The organism is Psychroflexus aurantiacus (genome assembly GCF_010820555.1).
Taxonomy (GTDB): domain Bacteria; phylum Bacteroidota; class Bacteroidia; order Flavobacteriales; family Flavobacteriaceae; genus Psychroflexus; species Psychroflexus aurantiacus.
In genome coordinates, this window is the sequence record NZ_JAAIKD010000003.1 from 189,305 (window position 1) to 205,989 (window position 16,685).

Here is a 16,685-nt window from a genome sequence, read left to right on the forward strand (position 1 = left end):
TTATAACTTTTCTCCTATACGTAATTTTGCACTTCTCGATCTGTTGTTCTGCTTCATTTCAGTCTGAGCGGGTGTTATCAACTTCCCGATTTTCCTGAAAGGAACCAGCATATTCCCGTAAAAATCCTTTTCTGGAGCTCCAGAGAATTTACCATCTCTTATAAATCGCTTCACCAGCCTGTCTTCCAGGGAATGGTAAGAGATCAAACTCAGTCTTCCGCCTTTTTTAATCAGGTCGGGGGTTTGAAGTAAAAATTCCTTCAGCACCTCCATTTCCTGATTAACTTCTATACGGATAGCCTGGTACACTTGAGCCAGAAACTTATTCACTTTGGTAGACGGAAAAAAAGGAGTGAGTAAGGCATTCAATTCTGAAGTGGACTGAATGGGCTTCACTGCTCTTGCTTCCACAATAGCCTTTGCCAACTTTCTGGACATTTTTATTTCACCATATTGCCAAAGCAACTGAGATAACTGCTCTTCAGAATAGGCATTGATCAATTCTGAAGCACCTATCCCTGTTTGCTGATCCATTCGCATATCCAATTCAGCATCAAATCGTATCGAAAACCCGCGTTCGCCTTCGTCGAACTGATGAGAAGACACTCCGAAATCTCCAAGAATGGCATCGACTTGTTTCACTCCCTCCAGCTTCAAAAAGCGTTTGATAAATCTGAAATTGGCCTGAATAAGGGTAAATCGCGGATCGTCTATGCTGTTTTCCAGCGCATCCTGATCCTGATCGAAAGCATACAGCTTTCCATGTTCGCCGAGGCGCGATAAAATTTCTCGGGAATGACCCCCTCCGCCAAAAGTCACATCTACATAAACACCGTTGGGTTTGATAGACATGCCATCAATGCTTTCCTTTAGCAGGACAGGTATGTGGTAAGCTTCACTCATCGGCTTGAAATCCCATTACGTCTTCCGCTAAATCTGCGAAGTCTTCAGATTCGCTGATGACAGATTCATATTTTTCTTTATCCCAAATCTCTACGATATTAATTGCAGAAGAAACCACAATCTCTTTTTCGATAGAGGCAAACTCGATAAGGTCTTTTGGAATCAATAATCTTCCGTTGGCATCGACTTCAATAACCTTGACACCGGCAGAAAATTTTCTTATAAAATCATTGTTTTTCTTATTGAAACGGTTCAAAGCGTTCATTTTATCCATCAGTAAGTTCCATTCACTCATGGGATATAATTCCAGACAAGGCTGAAACACAGAACGTTTCAAAACAAACCCCTCTTCAAGGACAGACAGCATCTGTTTTTTTAGGCCAGACGGTAGCATAAGTCGACCTTTTGTGTCAACTTTGCATTCGTAAGATCCTATTAGCGTATTCATGTGGGTTTCATTTCAATTTCAAATATATTGAATTTTTTACCACATTTTACCACTTTCTACCACATTGTGGATAACTTTTTCCTGAGGAATACGTTAAGACTTGTTCAAAGCAGTAATTACAGGAGGTTCAGGTTTTCCCTGAAATCCTAAATAGCTGTGGATAACGTCAATAATCCTTTAATTTGAAAGAAACTGAAGCCTTGGCTTTTAGGTTTTGATCCCAAATCCAGCTCTAAAAGTCTTATTTACACCCAATTAACTTTTGAAGAGACAAGTCCCTGAAACAATACGGATTTCTTATACAAATATCTTTATATTTGAATTTTGAAATTCTGAAAACCTGATGGAAGAACATATAAAGCAAGAAGGCAAGTTTAAATACTTTGAGAAAGGAGAAGGCACTCCCATAGTTATATTACATGGCCTGATGGGTGGTTTAAGCAACTTCGACGGCGTCATGAGTTTTTTTCCGGAGAAAGGCTATAAGGTTGTCGTTCCAGAATTACCGCTTTACGATTTACCACTGCTTAAAACCAACATTAAGAACATAACCAAGTACATCAAGGAATTCATAGACTTTAAATCTTACGGCCAGGCTATTTTAGTAGGTAATTCATTGGGGGGACATGTCGGTTTATTGACTACCAAACTCTACCCCGAAATCGTAAAAGCACTCGTTATTACCGGAAGTTCCGGACTGTACGAAAGCGCCATGGGTGAAAGTTACCCCAAGCGTGGTGATTATGAATACATCAAAAAGAAGGCCCAGGACGTATTTTACGATCCGGAAGTAGCTACTCAGGAAATCATAGACGACGTTTACAGCGTAGTCAATGACAGGAGCAAATTGATAAGAACCTTATCTATTGCTAAAAGTGCCATCCGCCACAACATGTCTAAGGATTTACCTGATATGCAAACGCCTACCTGTATCATTTGGGGAAAACAAGACCAGGTCACTCCTCCACAGGTTGCTGAAGATTTTGACAGGCTTCTCCCTGATTCTGAATTGTTTTGGATAGATAAATGTGGCCATGCGGCCATGATGGAACATCCGGATCAGTTCAACGAGATCCTGTATACATGGCTTGAGAAAAGAAACTTCTAAGACATTTATCTCATGAAAATCAAAACCTCAGCCTTCGTAGTAAGCAATTCGGATGTGGCTAAATGCCCCGTTTCTCACCTACCGGAATATGCGTTCATCGGAAGAAGTAATGTGGGCAAATCCTCGTTGATCAATATGCTAACAGGGAGGAAAAGCCTTGCTAAAGTTTCTGGAAAGCCGGGAAAAACAAGGCTTATCAATCACTTTCTTATCAATGACAACTGGCATCTTGTAGATTTACCGGGCTATGGCTATGCTAAAGTCAGCAAGCAGGAGAAAAAGACCTTTCAAAAATACATCACCGCTTATTTTGAAAAACGCCAGCAGCTTGTCAATACATTCATCCTGATCGACTGCAGGCACGAACCTCAGCCAATAGACCTTGAGTTCCTGGAATGGATGGGAACCAATGCTATTCCGTTTTCTCTTGTGTTTACCAAAGCAGACAAACTCAAACCTCAGGCTTTAGAAAAAAACGTTGCGGAGTATAAAGCAAAACTGATGGAGACCTGGGAAGAACTTCCACCCTACTTCATTACCTCTTCAGCAAACCAAACTGGACGAGATGACATTCTGAATTACATTCAGAGCATCAACGAGACCCTGAAATAATTATAGCCGCGATTTAATTTTTTGTATTAGGGTTTCGACCTCTTCAATTTGATTGAGTTCATCGTTTCCCATGAAAAGACTCAAGTCATAGTTGTCCTGGTATAAAATGACCGGCAGCTCGTGAAGCTTTTCAAATTTAGATTTGAATGTACTCCGGTATTCATCTTTATGCAGAAACCGCATGTCAATGTCACTTTGCTTTCGAAAGGCTTTCCATTTTTTATGTTCGGAGACCAGGCCAAAGGTCAGTTCGCACAAGTTGCATTCATGGGTTTTTGGGCTCAGGATTTTATGAACACTATCCATCAGGGAGTTACTTACTCCGGCATTGGCATTATAAACAAAGATTAAGGCTTTATTTTTTTGCATCCTTGATGTCTAGCTTTTCTGCGAAATAATCACAAAAATCCTTCATGGTTTCTGTCATTTTCTCGTCATCTGTTGCCCTTTGAAAGGTATCGGTCATGCCCACAAATATTTGGTGGAAGAATTTTTTCATCTCATCTACCGGCATTTCTTTGGTCCAAAGATCAATGCGCAAAGTCTCCTGAGCTTTATGATCCCATATGCTTAAAAAGGCAGCTTTAGCTTCTTCATTCTCAATACCTCCATCCTGAGCGGACCAGGTTAATTTTTCTGGAATTCTATTTTCGTCGGTGACAACGTTGATTTTAATTTCAGATTTTTTTTCAATCATGACTTAGGTTTATAATTTGATTTTTTAAAAATAACATCAGACTTTAGTTCTAATAGCTCTTTTATGCTTGTATTAGGATATTTATCCATATAAGCTCGCAAAATCTGCCACCCTATATATTGTCCAATTCTCGGAGAAGACTCATTATCCAATTCGAGATAAAATTTAGAATAGGGTGAAAGGTTGATAAATCGGTCTTCAAGGCGGATATCCGTTGAATAAATGAGATCTCTTTCTACAAAAAAGGACCAGATTTGAGTTTCATTCTCTTCAGCCCAGGTCAACTCCTCTTCAGAATAATAAATTTTGGCGGCATCAGATTCAAACGGCATCAAAAGATCCTTCAGGTAAAGAATCTTTCCGTAGTAAATCATATCAGACAGAAAGGTTCTGGACCGGTCTGTACTCAGTTTTTGCATAGCCAAGGCTCTGGCGATATCGGATACCAGAAATTCTTCATCCTGCTGAAAAGCAATATACTGAGGTAAACCTTTATAAAATTCATGATCTCTTCCCAGGTAGTTATCAAGAGAAATCAATAGCATATCCTGAGTTAAGACCAGCTTTTGCCTGTAATTGACTTCCTCTGCCAGGGTATAAACAACCGGTAATTCGTATTCGGGAAAGTAGTACTTTACGTATTTAAAGAAGCGCTGCATACGTTCAGTTTCTTCCTTAAATTCGGGAAATTCCTTGTAAACCTCGGCATGGATTTCTTGTTGCAGATCACTTTGCATCTTTGCGATCCATAAACTGTCAGAAATCTGATCTGGAAAAAGCATGGAATACTCCGATTTCAATGCCGGCAAATCTTCGGGAGAAGCTTCTGCAAAGCGAAGATCGAAGCGTTCCACATGAAGATCAACTTCTAAGGCCTCGGCTTCAGAATTCAATTTTGAGGCCTTATCACAACTGGATAGTATCAAAAAAAAACTTAACAAAATTAAAGGAAACCTCATATTTCTATAGATAGGGTTTAGTAACTAAATGAATTATTTATATTTGATGCAAATGTAAGTATTAAAGCCTAAAAGCAGCCTTATGAAAGCCCAGAAAACTATCGATTACATAACGGAATGGTTGAAAGATTATTTGAACAAGAGCCAGCAGAATGGTTTTGTTATTGGTGTTTCAGGAGGGATTGATTCGGCCGTAACTTCTGCGCTTTGTGCGAATACGGGAAAACCTACCTTATGCGTGGAATTGCCCATTCATCAGCATAAATCTCAGGTATCCAGAGCCAGGAAACACATAGAGCATCTGGAAGGGCGATTTGCAAACGTGAGTTCTATAAAAGTTGATTTATCCACTACCTTCGACACCTTCAAGGCCAGTTTGCCAGAGCTGGAGGACCAAGAGCTTCAGGATTTTGCCCTGGCCAATTCCAGAGCGAGGTTAAGGATGACAAGCCTGTATTACTTTGCAGGAATTCATGGCTATCTGGTCGCTGGCACAGGAAACAAAGTTGAAGATTTCGGGGTTGGGTTTTACACCAAATACGGCGATGGCGGCGTAGATTTGAGTCCGATCGCAGATCTGATGAAAAGCGAAGTTTTTGAACTAGCAAAAAGCTTAAGCGTTATCGATGACATTCAGGAAGCAGAACCTACCGATGGTTTATTTGGGGATAGCAGAACGGATGAAGACCAGATTGGCGCAAGCTATGATGAACTGGAATGGGCCATGGGATTTGATGGTGATATTTCCGAAATATCAGACCGACAAGAAGAGGTTTTAAAAATATATAAAAGACTGAATTCAGCCAATCAACACAAAATGCAGCCCATACCCGTTTGTGAGATTCCTGAGGACTTTAAAGAGTAGTTCGTATCCCTGAGTTGATTATTGTAGTTATATTCAATTCGATAGTTTCATTTTAAAATTTATTAATGCTTTACACCGCGAAGTCACAGTTAACACTAAGTTTATAAAACCCTGTTCAGTTTATTGGAGATCAGGACTTCCAGACCATTATATTCCATGGTCTCCCGCATAAGTTCAATATCGACTTCCTCTTTTTGATCTCTTATCACTTCACTCAAATCCTGTACTTTTTTACGGATGAGGTAACGGCGAAGATTTAAAATGGTTTCCATGACTTCTCTTGGATCCAGGATACTCTTGTCGATCACAAAGATCTCCTGCCGCTTCCAGTCGTGTAGCTGGTTTTTTTCGTTTTCCATCAAAATCGAAGTCACTTCCTGAGCCAGTTCGGGTTTTAGGTGATTGATAAACGTATCCACCTTCAAGGTTCCGTCTTTGGCAAAGATTTCAATGATTTGATCGTAAAGGTCTTTAAAGAGTGCATTTGAAAACTCAACTTCATCTTCCTGTAATTCAATAAAAATCTTTTCAAAAACAACATATTCCCGTTTGACTTCAATGTGCTTATCTTCATCGAAATCGAAATCGAAGTCGGTAAAAATGGCTTTTTGATCCCCATACCTTAGTAACAGCTGAATGATACTGCGTTCTAATACATACTGATGGTCTACTTTTGGAATCGGTCCAGACTCCGGAGTTTCTTTAACAACTTCCAGAGATTTTCGCCTAATTCCCCGACCTGCTTCTTTTTTCTCTTTGGCTAAGATTTGAGCCAGTGTGCTAAACAACACCTCTTCAGACACATCGAGAAGGTTGGAACAGGTCTGTATGTAAATTTCCTGAGTGATTTGGTCCGGAATCTTGGAAATTGAATTCACAATATCCCTGACCACTTCAGCCTTTTTTACAGGATCTTTATCTGCATCCTCCAGCAAAAGCGAGGCTTTAAATCTTATAAAATCCTGAGCATTTTCATTGAGATAGGCCTGCAAGTCCTCGAGTGAATTCGCTTTGGCGAAACTGTCGGGATCTTCCCCTTCAGGAAAGAGACAGACTTTAACGTTCATGCCCTGTTCCAGAATCAAATCAATCCCGCGAATGGAAGCTCTCAAACCAGCAGCATCTCCGTCAAATAAGACCGTGATGTTATTGGTCAGCCGGCTAATCAGTCTGATTTGCTCTGGAGTAAGCGCCGTTCCTGAAGAAGCTACTACATTTTCGATGCCGGTTTGGTTAAACTGAATGACGTCGGTATAGCCCTCCACCAGGTAACAATTATCCTGCTTTGCAATAGCCTGCTTGGCCTGATAAAGTCCGTAAAGCACTTTACTCTTATGGTAAACTTCACTTTCAGGTGAATTGAGATATTTGGCTTGTTTTTTATCGTTGGTCAGAATACGTCCTCCAAACCCCAGCACCCGACCGGACATGGAGTGAATCGGAAACATAACGCGACCTTTAAACCGGTCGAATCGCTTTTCACCTTTAACAATGCTCAGCCCTGTCTTTTCAAGATATTCCAGTTTATATCCCTTTTCCAAAGCGGTATCAGTAAAGGCCTGCCACTCATCTGGAGAATAGCCGAGATCAAATTTTTCAATTGTTTCGGAAGTGAATCCCCGGTTTTTAAAATAGCTCAAGCCCACCGACTTGCCTTCATCGGTATGCAGCATTTGATTGACAAAGAAAGTTTTGGCAAACTCATTAACCAGATACATGCTTTCCCGCTCACTGGCTTTTTCCTTTTCTTCTGAAGATTGCTCCGTTTCTTCGATTTCGATATTGTAGCGCTTCGCTAAGTGCTTGATGGCTTCCGGGTAAGTAAAATGCTCGTGTTCCATCAAAAAAGCAACGACATTACCCCCTTTTCCGGAACTAAAATCCTTCCAGATTTGCTTTACCGGAGAGACCATGAAGCTGGGTGTTCGCTCTTCCGTAAAAGGGCTTAAGCCTTTGAAGTTGCTCCCCGATTTTTTCAGTTGAACATAATCGCCAATGACTTCCTCAACCCGGGAAATATCAAATACTTTATCAATGGTGGATTTACTTATCAACGGAAATCAATTTAAAAATCAAATAATTCAAGGTTTATTAGCTAAGTATCGATTACAAAAACACCTCTAAAATATAAACTTAAAAAGCTTAAAACAAAACCTGCTGCGAAAGATTAAAGGTAAAATAAATTAGTTTATGAAGTTTATAGAATATGATTAATAGCAGGTATTTTTTCACGCAAAGTCCGCCAAGAGATTAGGCAAAACATGCTAAAGCATAGCTTACACCGAAAATCTTGGCGATCTTCGAATTTTTTTTGTCTTTGCGAACTTGGGGATAAATTTCTTTGTAGGCTTTGCCTGGCATTATTTCTCTCGATCGATCACGTAATCTATCATCAATTGAAGCGAAGCTTTATACGGCGAATCCGGATAGGTCTGCAGGATTTCTGAAGCCTCGTTCTGAAAGGCTTTCATCTTGATTTGCGCATATTCCAAACCCCCTGAAGATTTTACAAAGTCGATGACTTCATTGACCCGTTTCTTGTCTTTGTTGTGATTTTTTACCGAATTGATGATCCAGTCCTTATCTTTTTTTGACACCTGATTTAAAGTGTAAATAAGCGGAAGCGTCATTTTCTGTTCTTTGATATCGATTCCGGTTGGTTTGCCTATTTTTTGCTCTCCGTAGTCAAACAAGTCATCTTTGATCTGAAACGCCATCCCTATGAGCTCTCCAAACTTCCGCATGGATTCCACATGGGCAGATCCGGGTTTTACAGCAGCGGCACCCAGGCTGCAGCAAGCCGCAATAAGCGTTGCCGTTTTCTGACGAATAATTTCGTAGTAAACATCTTCGGTAATATCAAGACGACGGGCCTTTTCAATTTGCAGCAACTCCCCTTCACTCATTTCTCTTACAGCCACAGAAATGATTTTTAAAAGGTCGAAATCATCATTGTCAATAGAGAGCAGCAAACCTTTGGATAGCAGAAAATCACCAACCAAAACGGCAATTTTGTTTTTCCACAGGGCATTGATGGAAAAGAAACCGCGACGCTGATTGCTGTCATCTACAATATCATCATGAACCAAAGTAGCGGTGTGAATCAATTCAATAACGGAAGCACCCCTGTAGGTTCTGTCATTTACTTCCCCATCGGAAACCATTTTAGCAACCAAAAACACGAACATTGGTCGCATTTGCTTGCCTTTTCTGTTGACGATGAAGTGTGTGATTTTATTTAAAAGGGCGACACGGGAAGACATGAAAAGCGAGAACTTTTTTTCAAAAAGTTCCATCTCATGCGCTATGGGTTCTTTTATTTGAGAGACTGTTTTCAAGACTCACAAATATAGAATTTAATATATTAAGAAAATCTGAAAATCGATTTTAAAAAATAAGATTAAACCTTAATTTTGTTAGCCAGCTGACCACAGGCAGCATCGATATCTTTACCTCTGGAATGTCTTAAAGTTACAGTAATTCTGTTGGCTTCAAGGGTATTGACATATTTGGCCACTGCCGCATCGGTCCCTTGCTGAAATTCGCCATCATCGATGGGATTGTACTCGATGATATTGACTTTGCAGGGTATAGCCTGGCAAAATTCAACCAGTGCTCTGATGTCTTCTTCTCTGTCGTTAATGCCGTTCCAGACGATATATTCGTAAGTCACCGATTTTCCTGTTTTCTCGTACCAGTAAATCAAAGACTCTTTTAAATCGGCTAAAGGAAACTTGGCATTGAAAGGCATGATCTGGGTTCTTATCTCATCAATGGCCGAATGCAGGGATACGGCTAAATGAAATTTGACTTCATCATCAGCCAGTTTTTTAATCATTTTCGGAACCCCGGAAGTGGATAAAGTAATTCGGCGTGGAGACATACCCAGACCTTCCGGTGAAGTGATTTTTTCAATAGACTTCAGCACATTGTTATAATTCATCAGCGGCTCACCCATACCCATATACACGATATTGGATAAGGGAATACCATTGTAGAGCTTGCTTTCCTTGTCGATGGCCACCACCTGATCAAAAATCTCGTCGGCATTCAGGTTTCTGAGACGTTTGAGTTTGGCTGTGGCGCAGAATTTGCAATCCAAGCTGCATCCCACCTGCGAAGACACACAGGCCGTTGTTCTGGACATCGTCGGGATGAGTACAGATTCTACCGTAAAGCCATCGTGAAGTTTGACGGCATTCTTGATGGTGCCGTCCTTACTCCTTTGCATCTGGTCCACTTCGATATGATTGATCACAAAGTTATCGACCAGCATTTGCCTGGTTTCCTTCGACAGGTTGGTCATCTCTTCAAAATTATAAGTGGCTTTATTCCATAACCAGTCATATACCTGAGACCCCCGAAAGGATTTATCTCCCTGAGAGACAAAGAAGTCCTGCAGTTCTTTTTTGCTAAGGGCGCGTATGTCTTTTTTTGATTTTTTCACGTTGCAAAATTAGGCAAAAAAGAGAGGAATCTTCCAAAAAGTATATTAATGATATCTCGAAAACAAATCTGAAGCTTTGTTGTAAGCAGATTCAAAACTCGTCATGCGAATTGAGTTTTCAATGTTTTTCGAATTGAAGTAGGACAGCATTTTCTCGGTTTGCATATTGCCGGTAAGGTCATCTTTTGCCATCGGACAGCCGCCAAATCCCTGAATCGCTCCATCAAAGCGTCTGCAGCCGGCCTGCGTAGCCGCATGAATTTTTTCATACCAGGCATCTGGTGTAGTGTGCAAATGGGCGCCAAACTCCATGTTCGGGTATTCGGGGATAAGTGTTGAAAACAAATCTTCGATCACCTCCGGAGTTGAACTCCCTACTGTATCTGAAAGTGAGAGGATCTTCACCCCAAGATCGGCTAGTTTTTCTGTCCATTCCCCAACGATATCGGTACTCCAGGGATCGCCGTAGGGATTACCAAACCCCATAGATAGATACGCCACAACCGATTTGTCGGAAGCCTGAGCAATGTCTAGAATCGACTTTAAGACGTCGACCGATTCAGCTATGGTTTTATGCGTATTACGCATTTGAAAGTTTTCAGATATAGAAAATGGATAGCCCAGATAATCGATTACCGGAAACTTCGAAGCATCTTCAGCTCCTCTTGTATTTGCCACAATCGCCAGAAGTTTACTTTGAGTCTGAGATAAATCCAGCATAGACAGGACTTCAGCAGTATCCTGCATTTGCGGAATGGCCTTGGGAGATACGAAACTTCCAAAGTCTATGGTATCAAAACCACATTTCAGAAGGGATTGGATATATTTTGCTTTTTCATCGGTCGGGATAAAAGGCTTGATGCCCTGCATAGCATCTCTGGGACATTCGATAAGTTTGACTGATTTCATGAGACCAAATATACAGTTTTAAGGCATTTTCAAAAATGCAAGCCGATTTGTTTATTATAAAATTATTTGTGATCCCTTTCACTTTAGCTTCTGCACTAAAAAGATAAATTCAAATACCTGTGCTTATGACTCAGCCTCAGGGAACTAAAGTAAAATCAGAATGGCAATCGCCACAAATGTGAATATCTGAAACCATTTCAGAAAGGAATAGGACCTGGAGGTTTTGAATAACATGCCGGAAAGTTGGTCAGAAAGAACTGCGACCAAGCTAAAAACAATAAACGCCTGAAGCATAAACAGACCCCCTAGAGTGTAAAACTGGAAAATCAAATCTTTTTCTGTATCCCATAAAAACCCCGGAAAAAAAGCGAGAAAAAAAATCGTGACCTTAGGGTTGAGGATATTCATGATAAAGCCGGTTTTAAAATCTGAAAACGCTAAGGTTTTGGATACCTCATTCTTATCCGGAGCAAAACTTTGGGGCGGGGAGGAATACACGATATAGGCCAGATAAAACAAATACAGGGCGCCAGCAATTTTGATACTCCAAAACAGAGGTTCAGAATTTTTGATGATCAAGGAAACTCCAAAAGCAACCAGAGAGGTGTGAATGAGGATTCCGGAAACCAAACCCAAAGCAATTACCATCCCTTTTTTATAGCCGCCCACAAGGCTTTGAGAAAGCACATAAATGATATCGGGTCCAGGCGAAAGTGTGAGTAAAATAGAGGCGATTAAAAAAGGGATAAGTTGCTCTAACATAAGGTTCAGGACATTTTATCCAAAATAGCTTGATTGATGGCTTTCACAAGTCCCGGGCCTTCGTAGACAAAGCCTGTGTAAAGCTGAACTAAACTTGCACCCGCCTCCAGCTTTTCTAAAGCATCTTCAGGACTCATGATGCCTCCTACTCCAATAATAGGAAAGGCTTTGTTACTTTGTTCTGATAAAAATCGAATCACCTCGGTAGATGATTTCCTCAAGGGCATACCGCTCAACCCCCCAGCTTCCTCTTTGTTTTCGGAGGTCAAGCCTGCTCTTGAAATCGTCGTGTTGGTCGCAATTACCCCGTCAATTTTGGTGATTTCTACAATCTCAATAATATCCAAAAGCTGAGACTCGGTGAGATCTGGTGCTATTTTAAGCAAAATGGGCTTGGGGTTTGACTTCTTCTTATTTTTGGTTTGCAGATGACTGAGAAGCTGAGTCAGGGGCGCTTTATCCTGAAGTGCTCTCAGATTGGGCGTGTTTGGTGAACTTACATTGACTACAAAGTAATCGACATAATCGAATAAAGCATCAAAATTGTAGTCATAATCCAGCACGGCTTCTTCGTTTGGGGTAACCTTATTTTTCCCGATGTTCCCACCGATTAAAACGTTGGTGTTGCTTTTCAACCGCTTAACAGCTTCATCTACACCCTCGTTATTGAATCCCATTCTGTTGATGATGGCTGAATCTTCTTTCAGTCTAAACAATCTTTTTTTAGGATTACCCGCCTGGGCTTTGGGGGTAACTGTCCCAATTTCGATAAACCCAAATCCTAGCGTGGACAGTTCTTTATAAAGCTCGGCGTTTTTGTCGAATCCCGCAGCAAGACCCACAGGATTTTTAAATCTAAGCCCAAAGACTTCTCTTTCCAGACGCTTATCTTCTAAAGCGAATGTCTTCCTAAGCAGATGGGAGACTCCAGGAAAACGGTAAGCCAGTTTTAAAGCGTTGAAACTAAAATGATGTACAGCTTCCGGATCAAATTGAAATAATAAGGGTCTTAAAATCTGCTTATACATCTACTTTGGAATTTTGTTGCAAAAATAGAGTAAATCTTACTAAGACAATGAAAATCTAAAAGGTTTAATGGCTTCAAATTCATATTTTTGTAAAAAATTAAAACCAGTACATGATCAATTCTCAAAAGCTGCTCGAAAGATTCCTGACCTACATCCAAATAGATTCTCAAAGCGACCCCAAAAGCGATACCACACCAAGCACGGAAAAACAGTGGAACATCGCCAATCTGCTCAAAAATGAATTGAAAAACATAGGTTTGAAAGACGTTAGCATAGATCACAAAGCTTACATCATGGCTACGCTCCCCTCTAATGTGGAGCATGACGTGGACTGCATTGGGTTTATTTCTCATTATGATACCTCTCCAGATTTTAAAGCTTCCGAAATCAATCCGCAAATCCATGAAAATTATGACGGAGGAGATATCGTTTTAAATAAAGACAAAAACATTGTGCTGTCTTCAAGTTATTTTGAAGAAATCAAACGCTACAAAGGCCAGACCCTCATCACCACCGACGGAACAACTTTGCTCAGTGCAGATGACAAAGCTGGTGTCACCGAAATCATCTCCGCGATGGAATATTTGGTGAACCACCCGGAAATAAAACATGGAGAAATACGCGTTGGCTTTACTCCAGACGAAGAAATCGGCAGAGGCGCACATCATTTTGATGTTGAAAAATTTGGTGCCAAGTATGCCTACACCATGGATGGTAGTGAAATTGGAGAATTGGAATATGAAAATTTCAATGCGGCATCAGCTACCTTAAAATTTAAGGGAACCAGCGTTCATCCCGGCTACGCCAAGAATAAAATGGTGAATTCCATGTATATGGCTCAGAAATTTATCGATGTTTTGCCTAAAGATGAAGTACCGGAAAAAACGGAAGGCTATGAAGGTTTTTTCCACCTGTCTAAAATTTCAGGCGATATAGAACTTACGGAGCTCAAGTATATCGTCAGGGATCACGACAAGGATAAATTTGAGGCTAGAAAGCAGCTCATGGGGGATATTGTCACGAAAATGAACAATACTCTGGAAGGAGCCGACATTAGCATTGACGTAAAAGACCAGTATTACAACATGAGAGAAAAGGTCGAGCCTATGAAATATATCGTGGATATCGCCGAGCAGGCCATGAGAGAACTGGGCATAGCGCCTATCCTCAAACCAATACGCGGTGGGACCGATGGTGCGCAACTGAGTTATAAAGGCTTGCCCTGTCCCAATATTTTTGCCGGCGGACACAATTTCCACGGGAAATACGAATACGTTCCCCTGGAAAGCATGGTAAAAGCGACAGAAGTCATCATCAAAATCGCAGAGCTTACAGCAAAACAATAAACATACTTTGCGTAAACAGGACTTCAGAAATGGCTTTATTAAGAAGGGATTGAGGCAATAATTTATGTATAGCTTTTAACCCTAAGTCTTTTTCAGTATATTAGAGATTTAATACACATACATGAAATTCTTTAAATACCTTTTCCTGCTCATTTTACTCGTTTTTGTTGTAGGATCGCTGTATATCGCTACCATAAGTGTTCCTGGTGAAAAATCAATCAATTTTGAAACCCCGCTTAAGGCTGAACTTTTTCAGATAAAAATACAGGATTTATCCACCTACGAGACCTGGTTTTCCTTTCCTGAAGAATCCACCTCAAAGCCGAGACTCAGCAATCCGGAAAATTTTGAAAACACGACACTTTCCTGGCAAAATGAGAGGTTTGAAGCTATTAATTTTCAAAACAAAAGGTTCACGGAAGATTCTATAATTCAACAGCTCGTTTTAAAAACCTGGCTGAGCTCTTCTGAAATGGATATCAACTGGACCTTTGTGTCTTCAGAAAAAAACTCAATTATTGCCGTTCAGCTCTATTCGGATGCCAGTTTTATGCAAAAAGCTGAATACATACTGAAAGGAAAATCACATATAGAAATCGCTGAAAACGCCATAAAGGAAAGTCTGAGCAGACTTGAAGACTCTATTCATAAGGAAATATCAGTCTACGACATATCACCCGTTGGCAAGGTTGTTACAGGTGGGTTTCATTTGATCCATGCCACTTCAGCAGCCCGACTGAACTTCGAAAGCATACTCGATAAATCCCGACCCATCTTTGAAAGTGTTGAGAACTTCATGCAGGAACAGGAGTTTAAGGAGTCTAAGGGAAGAATCATACTTTTCGAAAATTTTTACGAGGATGAAAACAGTCTCATATTTTCATCAGGAATCGGGACAGAAACCCCCGTTGCTATTCCGGATTATTTTGAGGTTTTATCTAAGCCCATCTCCAGAGGCACTTACTTCAAAACTCAGCTCCGTGGTGACTATGTCAACCTCAAACAGCTTTTGTCCATTAGCGAAGCTACTATTGAAAAAAGAGACCTGGTCATCAACAGATTTCTAAAACCCTTTTTAGAATTTGAAATCGATGCCACAGAAACTGTAAGTCCAGCCGAACTGGTCACTAATTTTTACGTTCCCATACTCGAATAGACATGAAGGCGGCATTACTTGTTTTTCTTGGAGGTGGTTTGGGCAGTCTGCTTCGCTACTGGATTTCTATACTTGTAAATCAGCAACTGGACTCCAAACTCAATCTATACGGCACCTTTACCGTCAATATTGTGGGTAGCCTGCTTATCGGCTTATTCATGGGCTGGCTGTTGAAATCTGAAACCCCCTACCCCAACCTTCAACTTTTAGTAGTCGTAGGCTTTTGTGGTGGATTCACGACCTTTTCCACCTTTTCAGCAGAAAACCTTAACCTCCTCAAAAACAACCTTTACGCAGATTTCATTTGGTATGGATTAGGCAGCCTGTTCCTCGGGATACTCGCTGTTTTTATAGGCGTTTTGATCATGAGGGTAAAAGCCTGATGCTTGGTTGAAGACTTGCACTGTAAAGCAATCAGCTAATAGCCTTTATTTACATCCACTTCATTCATCAGGGGTTTACCATTCTGCATGCGCTTGTAATTTTCCAATAGCTGATTTGCGACAGATTCCGGATCGGTCATACTGGCCACATGCGGAGTGATATGTACATGGGGATGATTCCAAAAGGGATGAGATTCCGGTAAGGGTTCTTCCTGAAACACGTCCAAACTTGCTCCTTTGAGCATGCCTTGGTCTATGGCTGAAATCAAATCGGCTTCCACCACATGTTCGCCTCTGGCGACATTCACCAGGTAGGCATCCGGCTTGAGTTGTTTAAAGACGTCAAGGTTTAAAATACCTTTGGTTTCGGAGGTCACCGGGAGTAAACACACTAAAATCTGAGTGTTTTTCAGAAATTCTTCCTGCTCTTCCGCAGCATAGACTTGGATGCCATCCACGGTTTTGGAAGAATTTGCATAACCACAAACGTCGAAGCCGTTGGCTTTCAACACGTTTCCTGCGGCTTGCCCTAAAACCCCGTATCCCATAATACCAACACTGGTTTTTTCTGGTGTTTGATAGGATTTCACTTTCCAGGTTTTGGACGACTGACTCTGAAGATGGGTAAACAGATTCCTGGAAACCGCCAGGCACTGTAACAGGATGAAATGGCTCATGTCTTTAGTCAGCTGGTCGTCTACAATTCTGGTGACTTTGACACCTTCCGGCAGATCTTCATCTTTTAAAATATGATTGACTCCGGCTCCCATGGAGGCAATAACCTTCAGGTTGGGATAGTTTTGATAAAGCCCTTCGGGATGTTTCCAGGAGATGGCAAATTCTACAGCTTCAGGTCTATCGACATCGGGGTAAATTTGGATGTCAAGAGATTTATTTTTTTCTTTCAATGTAGAAGCCCACTTTTCAGGAGCTCTTGCGGTACTAACTAAAACTATGGACATGTATTTTATATTTTAAATCGAAGATGTGCTTCAACGCGTTTGTATTTAACTTCTGGCTGCTTTAAGCAGTGTACATTCTGAATTGGCCTAAGGACACAGA

18 protein-coding genes are annotated in these 16,685 nt (G+C 40.8%); 6 read left to right on the top strand and 12 right to left on the bottom strand.

The window, feature by feature from the left end:
• Together rsmH and mraZ are read right to left on the bottom strand one after the other, a co-directional pair.
• Positions 1 to 903 carry a 16S rRNA (cytosine(1402)-N(4))-methyltransferase RsmH gene (rsmH, locus tag G3567_RS06315; RefSeq protein WP_164004484.1) on the bottom strand — a complete coding sequence of 301 codons (903 nt, stop codon included), beginning with the start codon at positions 901 to 903 and terminating at the stop codon, positions 1 to 3.
• Complete coding sequence (gene mraZ, locus G3567_RS06320; protein ID WP_164004485.1) at positions 896 to 1,351, bottom strand: division/cell wall cluster transcriptional repressor MraZ; 456 nt, start codon at positions 1,349 to 1,351, stop codon at positions 896 to 898. The genes rsmH and mraZ overlap by 8 nt, the downstream gene beginning before the upstream one ends.
• A 343-nt stretch (positions 1,352 to 1,694) precedes the next feature.
• On the opposite strand from mraZ, the gene G3567_RS06325 reads away from it, so the two are divergent.
• Together G3567_RS06325 and yihA are read left to right on the top strand one after the other, a co-directional pair.
• Positions 1,695 to 2,459 (top strand): alpha/beta fold hydrolase, encoded by a 765-nt coding sequence (locus G3567_RS06325; RefSeq protein WP_164004486.1) that lies wholly within the window; start codon positions 1,695 to 1,697, stop codon positions 2,457 to 2,459.
• A 12-nt stretch (positions 2,460 to 2,471) separates the two neighbouring features.
• Positions 2,472 to 3,071: a ribosome biogenesis GTP-binding protein YihA/YsxC gene (yihA, locus tag G3567_RS06330; protein ID WP_164004487.1), complete on the top strand. Its 600-nt coding sequence runs from the start codon at positions 2,472 to 2,474 to the stop codon at positions 3,069 to 3,071.
• Here the strand turns inward: yihA and G3567_RS06335 are convergent, their stop codons facing one another.
• The 3 genes from G3567_RS06335 to gldB are packed head-to-tail and all read right to left on the bottom strand — an operon-like array spanning position 3,072 to position 4,727.
• On the bottom strand, positions 3,072 to 3,440 hold the full coding sequence (locus tag G3567_RS06335) for a GTPase (RefSeq protein WP_164004488.1): 369 nt from the start codon (positions 3,438 to 3,440) through the stop codon (positions 3,072 to 3,074).
• Complete coding sequence (gldC, locus tag G3567_RS06340) at positions 3,427 to 3,768, bottom strand: gliding motility protein GldC (RefSeq protein WP_164004489.1); 342 nt, start codon at positions 3,766 to 3,768, stop codon at positions 3,427 to 3,429. Before gldC ends, G3567_RS06335 begins: the two co-directional genes overlap by 14 nt.
• Positions 3,765 to 4,727 carry a gliding motility lipoprotein GldB gene (gene gldB / locus G3567_RS06345; RefSeq protein WP_164004490.1) on the bottom strand — a complete coding sequence of 321 codons (963 nt, stop codon included), beginning with the start codon at positions 4,725 to 4,727 and terminating at the stop codon, positions 3,765 to 3,767. Before gldB ends, gldC begins: the two co-directional genes overlap by 4 nt.
• 82 nt (positions 4,728 to 4,809) lie before the next feature.
• Between gldB and nadE the strand changes: the two genes are divergently transcribed.
• On the top strand, positions 4,810 to 5,592 hold the full coding sequence (gene nadE / locus G3567_RS06350) for an NAD(+) synthase (protein ID WP_164004491.1): 783 nt from the start codon (positions 4,810 to 4,812) through the stop codon (positions 5,590 to 5,592).
• A 101-nt stretch (positions 5,593 to 5,693) separates the two neighbouring features.
• On the opposite strand, the gene dnaG is transcribed toward nadE, so the two are convergent.
• The 6 genes from dnaG to G3567_RS06380 all read right to left on the bottom strand — a co-directional run bounded on the left by dnaG (position 5,694) and on the right by G3567_RS06380 (position 12,738).
• Positions 5,694 to 7,646, bottom strand: coding sequence for a DNA primase (gene dnaG / locus G3567_RS06355; RefSeq protein ID WP_164004492.1), 1,953 nt, complete (start codon positions 7,644 to 7,646; stop codon positions 5,694 to 5,696).
• A 306-nt stretch (positions 7,647 to 7,952) separates the two neighbouring features.
• Positions 7,953 to 8,930 carry a polyprenyl synthetase family protein gene (locus G3567_RS06360; RefSeq protein ID WP_164004493.1) on the bottom strand — a complete coding sequence of 326 codons (978 nt, stop codon included), beginning with the start codon at positions 8,928 to 8,930 and terminating at the stop codon, positions 7,953 to 7,955.
• A 62-nt stretch (positions 8,931 to 8,992) separates the two neighbouring features.
• Positions 8,993 to 10,039, bottom strand: a complete 1,047-nt coding sequence (gene rlmN / locus G3567_RS06365; RefSeq protein ID WP_164004494.1) for a 23S rRNA (adenine(2503)-C(2))-methyltransferase RlmN — start codon at positions 10,037 to 10,039, stop codon at positions 8,993 to 8,995.
• Positions 10,040 to 10,084: 45 nt separating this feature from the next.
• Positions 10,085 to 10,948 carry a hydroxymethylglutaryl-CoA lyase gene (locus tag G3567_RS06370; RefSeq protein ID WP_164004495.1) on the bottom strand — a complete coding sequence of 288 codons (864 nt, stop codon included), beginning with the start codon at positions 10,946 to 10,948 and terminating at the stop codon, positions 10,085 to 10,087.
• A 144-nt stretch (positions 10,949 to 11,092) separates the two neighbouring features.
• The gene (locus tag G3567_RS06375) at positions 11,093 to 11,710 is read right to left on the bottom strand and encodes a LysE family translocator (RefSeq protein WP_164004496.1); all 618 of its coding nucleotides are present in this window, start codon (positions 11,708 to 11,710) and stop codon (positions 11,093 to 11,095) included.
• Between the two features lie 5 nt (positions 11,711 to 11,715).
• The gene (locus tag G3567_RS06380; protein WP_164004497.1) at positions 11,716 to 12,738 is read right to left on the bottom strand and encodes a quinone-dependent dihydroorotate dehydrogenase; all 1,023 of its coding nucleotides are present in this window, start codon (positions 12,736 to 12,738) and stop codon (positions 11,716 to 11,718) included.
• A gap of 110 nt (positions 12,739 to 12,848) precedes the next feature.
• Between G3567_RS06380 and pepT the strand changes: the two genes are divergently transcribed.
• The 3 genes from pepT (at position 12,849) to crcB (ending at position 15,623) form a co-directional block, all read left to right on the top strand.
• Positions 12,849 to 14,084, top strand: a complete 1,236-nt coding sequence (gene pepT, locus G3567_RS06385; RefSeq protein WP_164004498.1) for a peptidase T — start codon at positions 12,849 to 12,851, stop codon at positions 14,082 to 14,084.
• Positions 14,085 to 14,205: 121 nt separating this feature from the next.
• A complete protein-coding gene (locus G3567_RS06390) occupies positions 14,206 to 15,240 on the top strand; it encodes an AraC family transcriptional regulator (protein WP_164004499.1) in 1,035 nt (344 codons plus the stop codon).
• A gap of 2 nt (positions 15,241 to 15,242) precedes the next feature.
• Positions 15,243 to 15,623 (top strand): fluoride efflux transporter CrcB, encoded by a 381-nt coding sequence (gene crcB / locus G3567_RS06395; protein WP_164004500.1) that lies wholly within the window; start codon positions 15,243 to 15,245, stop codon positions 15,621 to 15,623.
• 35 nt (positions 15,624 to 15,658) lie between these two features.
• Here the strand turns inward: crcB and G3567_RS06400 are convergent, their stop codons facing one another.
• Positions 15,659 to 16,585 (bottom strand): 2-hydroxyacid dehydrogenase, encoded by a 927-nt coding sequence (locus tag G3567_RS06400; RefSeq protein ID WP_164004501.1) that lies wholly within the window; start codon positions 16,583 to 16,585, stop codon positions 15,659 to 15,661.
• Positions 16,586 to 16,685 lie beyond the last annotated feature (100 nt).

Bases quoted from the DNA above. Each gene is read 5' to 3' on its own strand.
- nadE (WP_164004491.1), top strand. From the start codon at position 4,810: ATGAAAGCCCAGAAAACTATCGATTACATAACGGAATGGTTGAAAGAT.
- G3567_RS06375 (WP_164004496.1), bottom strand. From the start codon at position 11,710: ATGTTAGAGCAACTTATCCCTTTTTTAATCGCCTCTATTTTACTCACA.
- G3567_RS06325 (WP_164004486.1), top strand. From the start codon at position 1,695: ATGGAAGAACATATAAAGCAAGAAGGCAAGTTTAAATACTTTGAGAAA.
- gldC (WP_164004489.1), bottom strand. From the start codon at position 3,768: ATGATTGAAAAAAAATCTGAAATTAAAATCAACGTTGTCACCGACGAA.
- rsmH (WP_164004484.1), bottom strand. From the start codon at position 903: ATGAGTGAAGCTTACCACATACCTGTCCTGCTAAAGGAAAGCATTGAT.
- G3567_RS06335 (WP_164004488.1), bottom strand. From the start codon at position 3,440: ATGCAAAAAAATAAAGCCTTAATCTTTGTTTATAATGCCAATGCCGGA.
- pepT (WP_164004498.1), top strand. From the start codon at position 12,849: ATGATCAATTCTCAAAAGCTGCTCGAAAGATTCCTGACCTACATCCAA.
- G3567_RS06370 (WP_164004495.1), bottom strand. From the start codon at position 10,948: ATGAAATCAGTCAAACTTATCGAATGTCCCAGAGATGCTATGCAGGGC.
- G3567_RS06390 (WP_164004499.1), top strand. From the start codon at position 14,206: ATGAAATTCTTTAAATACCTTTTCCTGCTCATTTTACTCGTTTTTGTT.
- crcB (WP_164004500.1), top strand. From the start codon at position 15,243: ATGAAGGCGGCATTACTTGTTTTTCTTGGAGGTGGTTTGGGCAGTCTG.
- G3567_RS06380 (WP_164004497.1), bottom strand. From the start codon at position 12,738: ATGTATAAGCAGATTTTAAGACCCTTATTATTTCAATTTGATCCGGAA.
- yihA (WP_164004487.1), top strand. From the start codon at position 2,472: ATGAAAATCAAAACCTCAGCCTTCGTAGTAAGCAATTCGGATGTGGCT.
- G3567_RS06400 (WP_164004501.1), bottom strand. From the start codon at position 16,585: ATGTCCATAGTTTTAGTTAGTACCGCAAGAGCTCCTGAAAAGTGGGCT.
- mraZ (WP_164004485.1), bottom strand. From the start codon at position 1,351: ATGAATACGCTAATAGGATCTTACGAATGCAAAGTTGACACAAAAGGT.
- gldB (WP_164004490.1), bottom strand. From the start codon at position 4,727: ATGAGGTTTCCTTTAATTTTGTTAAGTTTTTTTTTGATACTATCCAGT.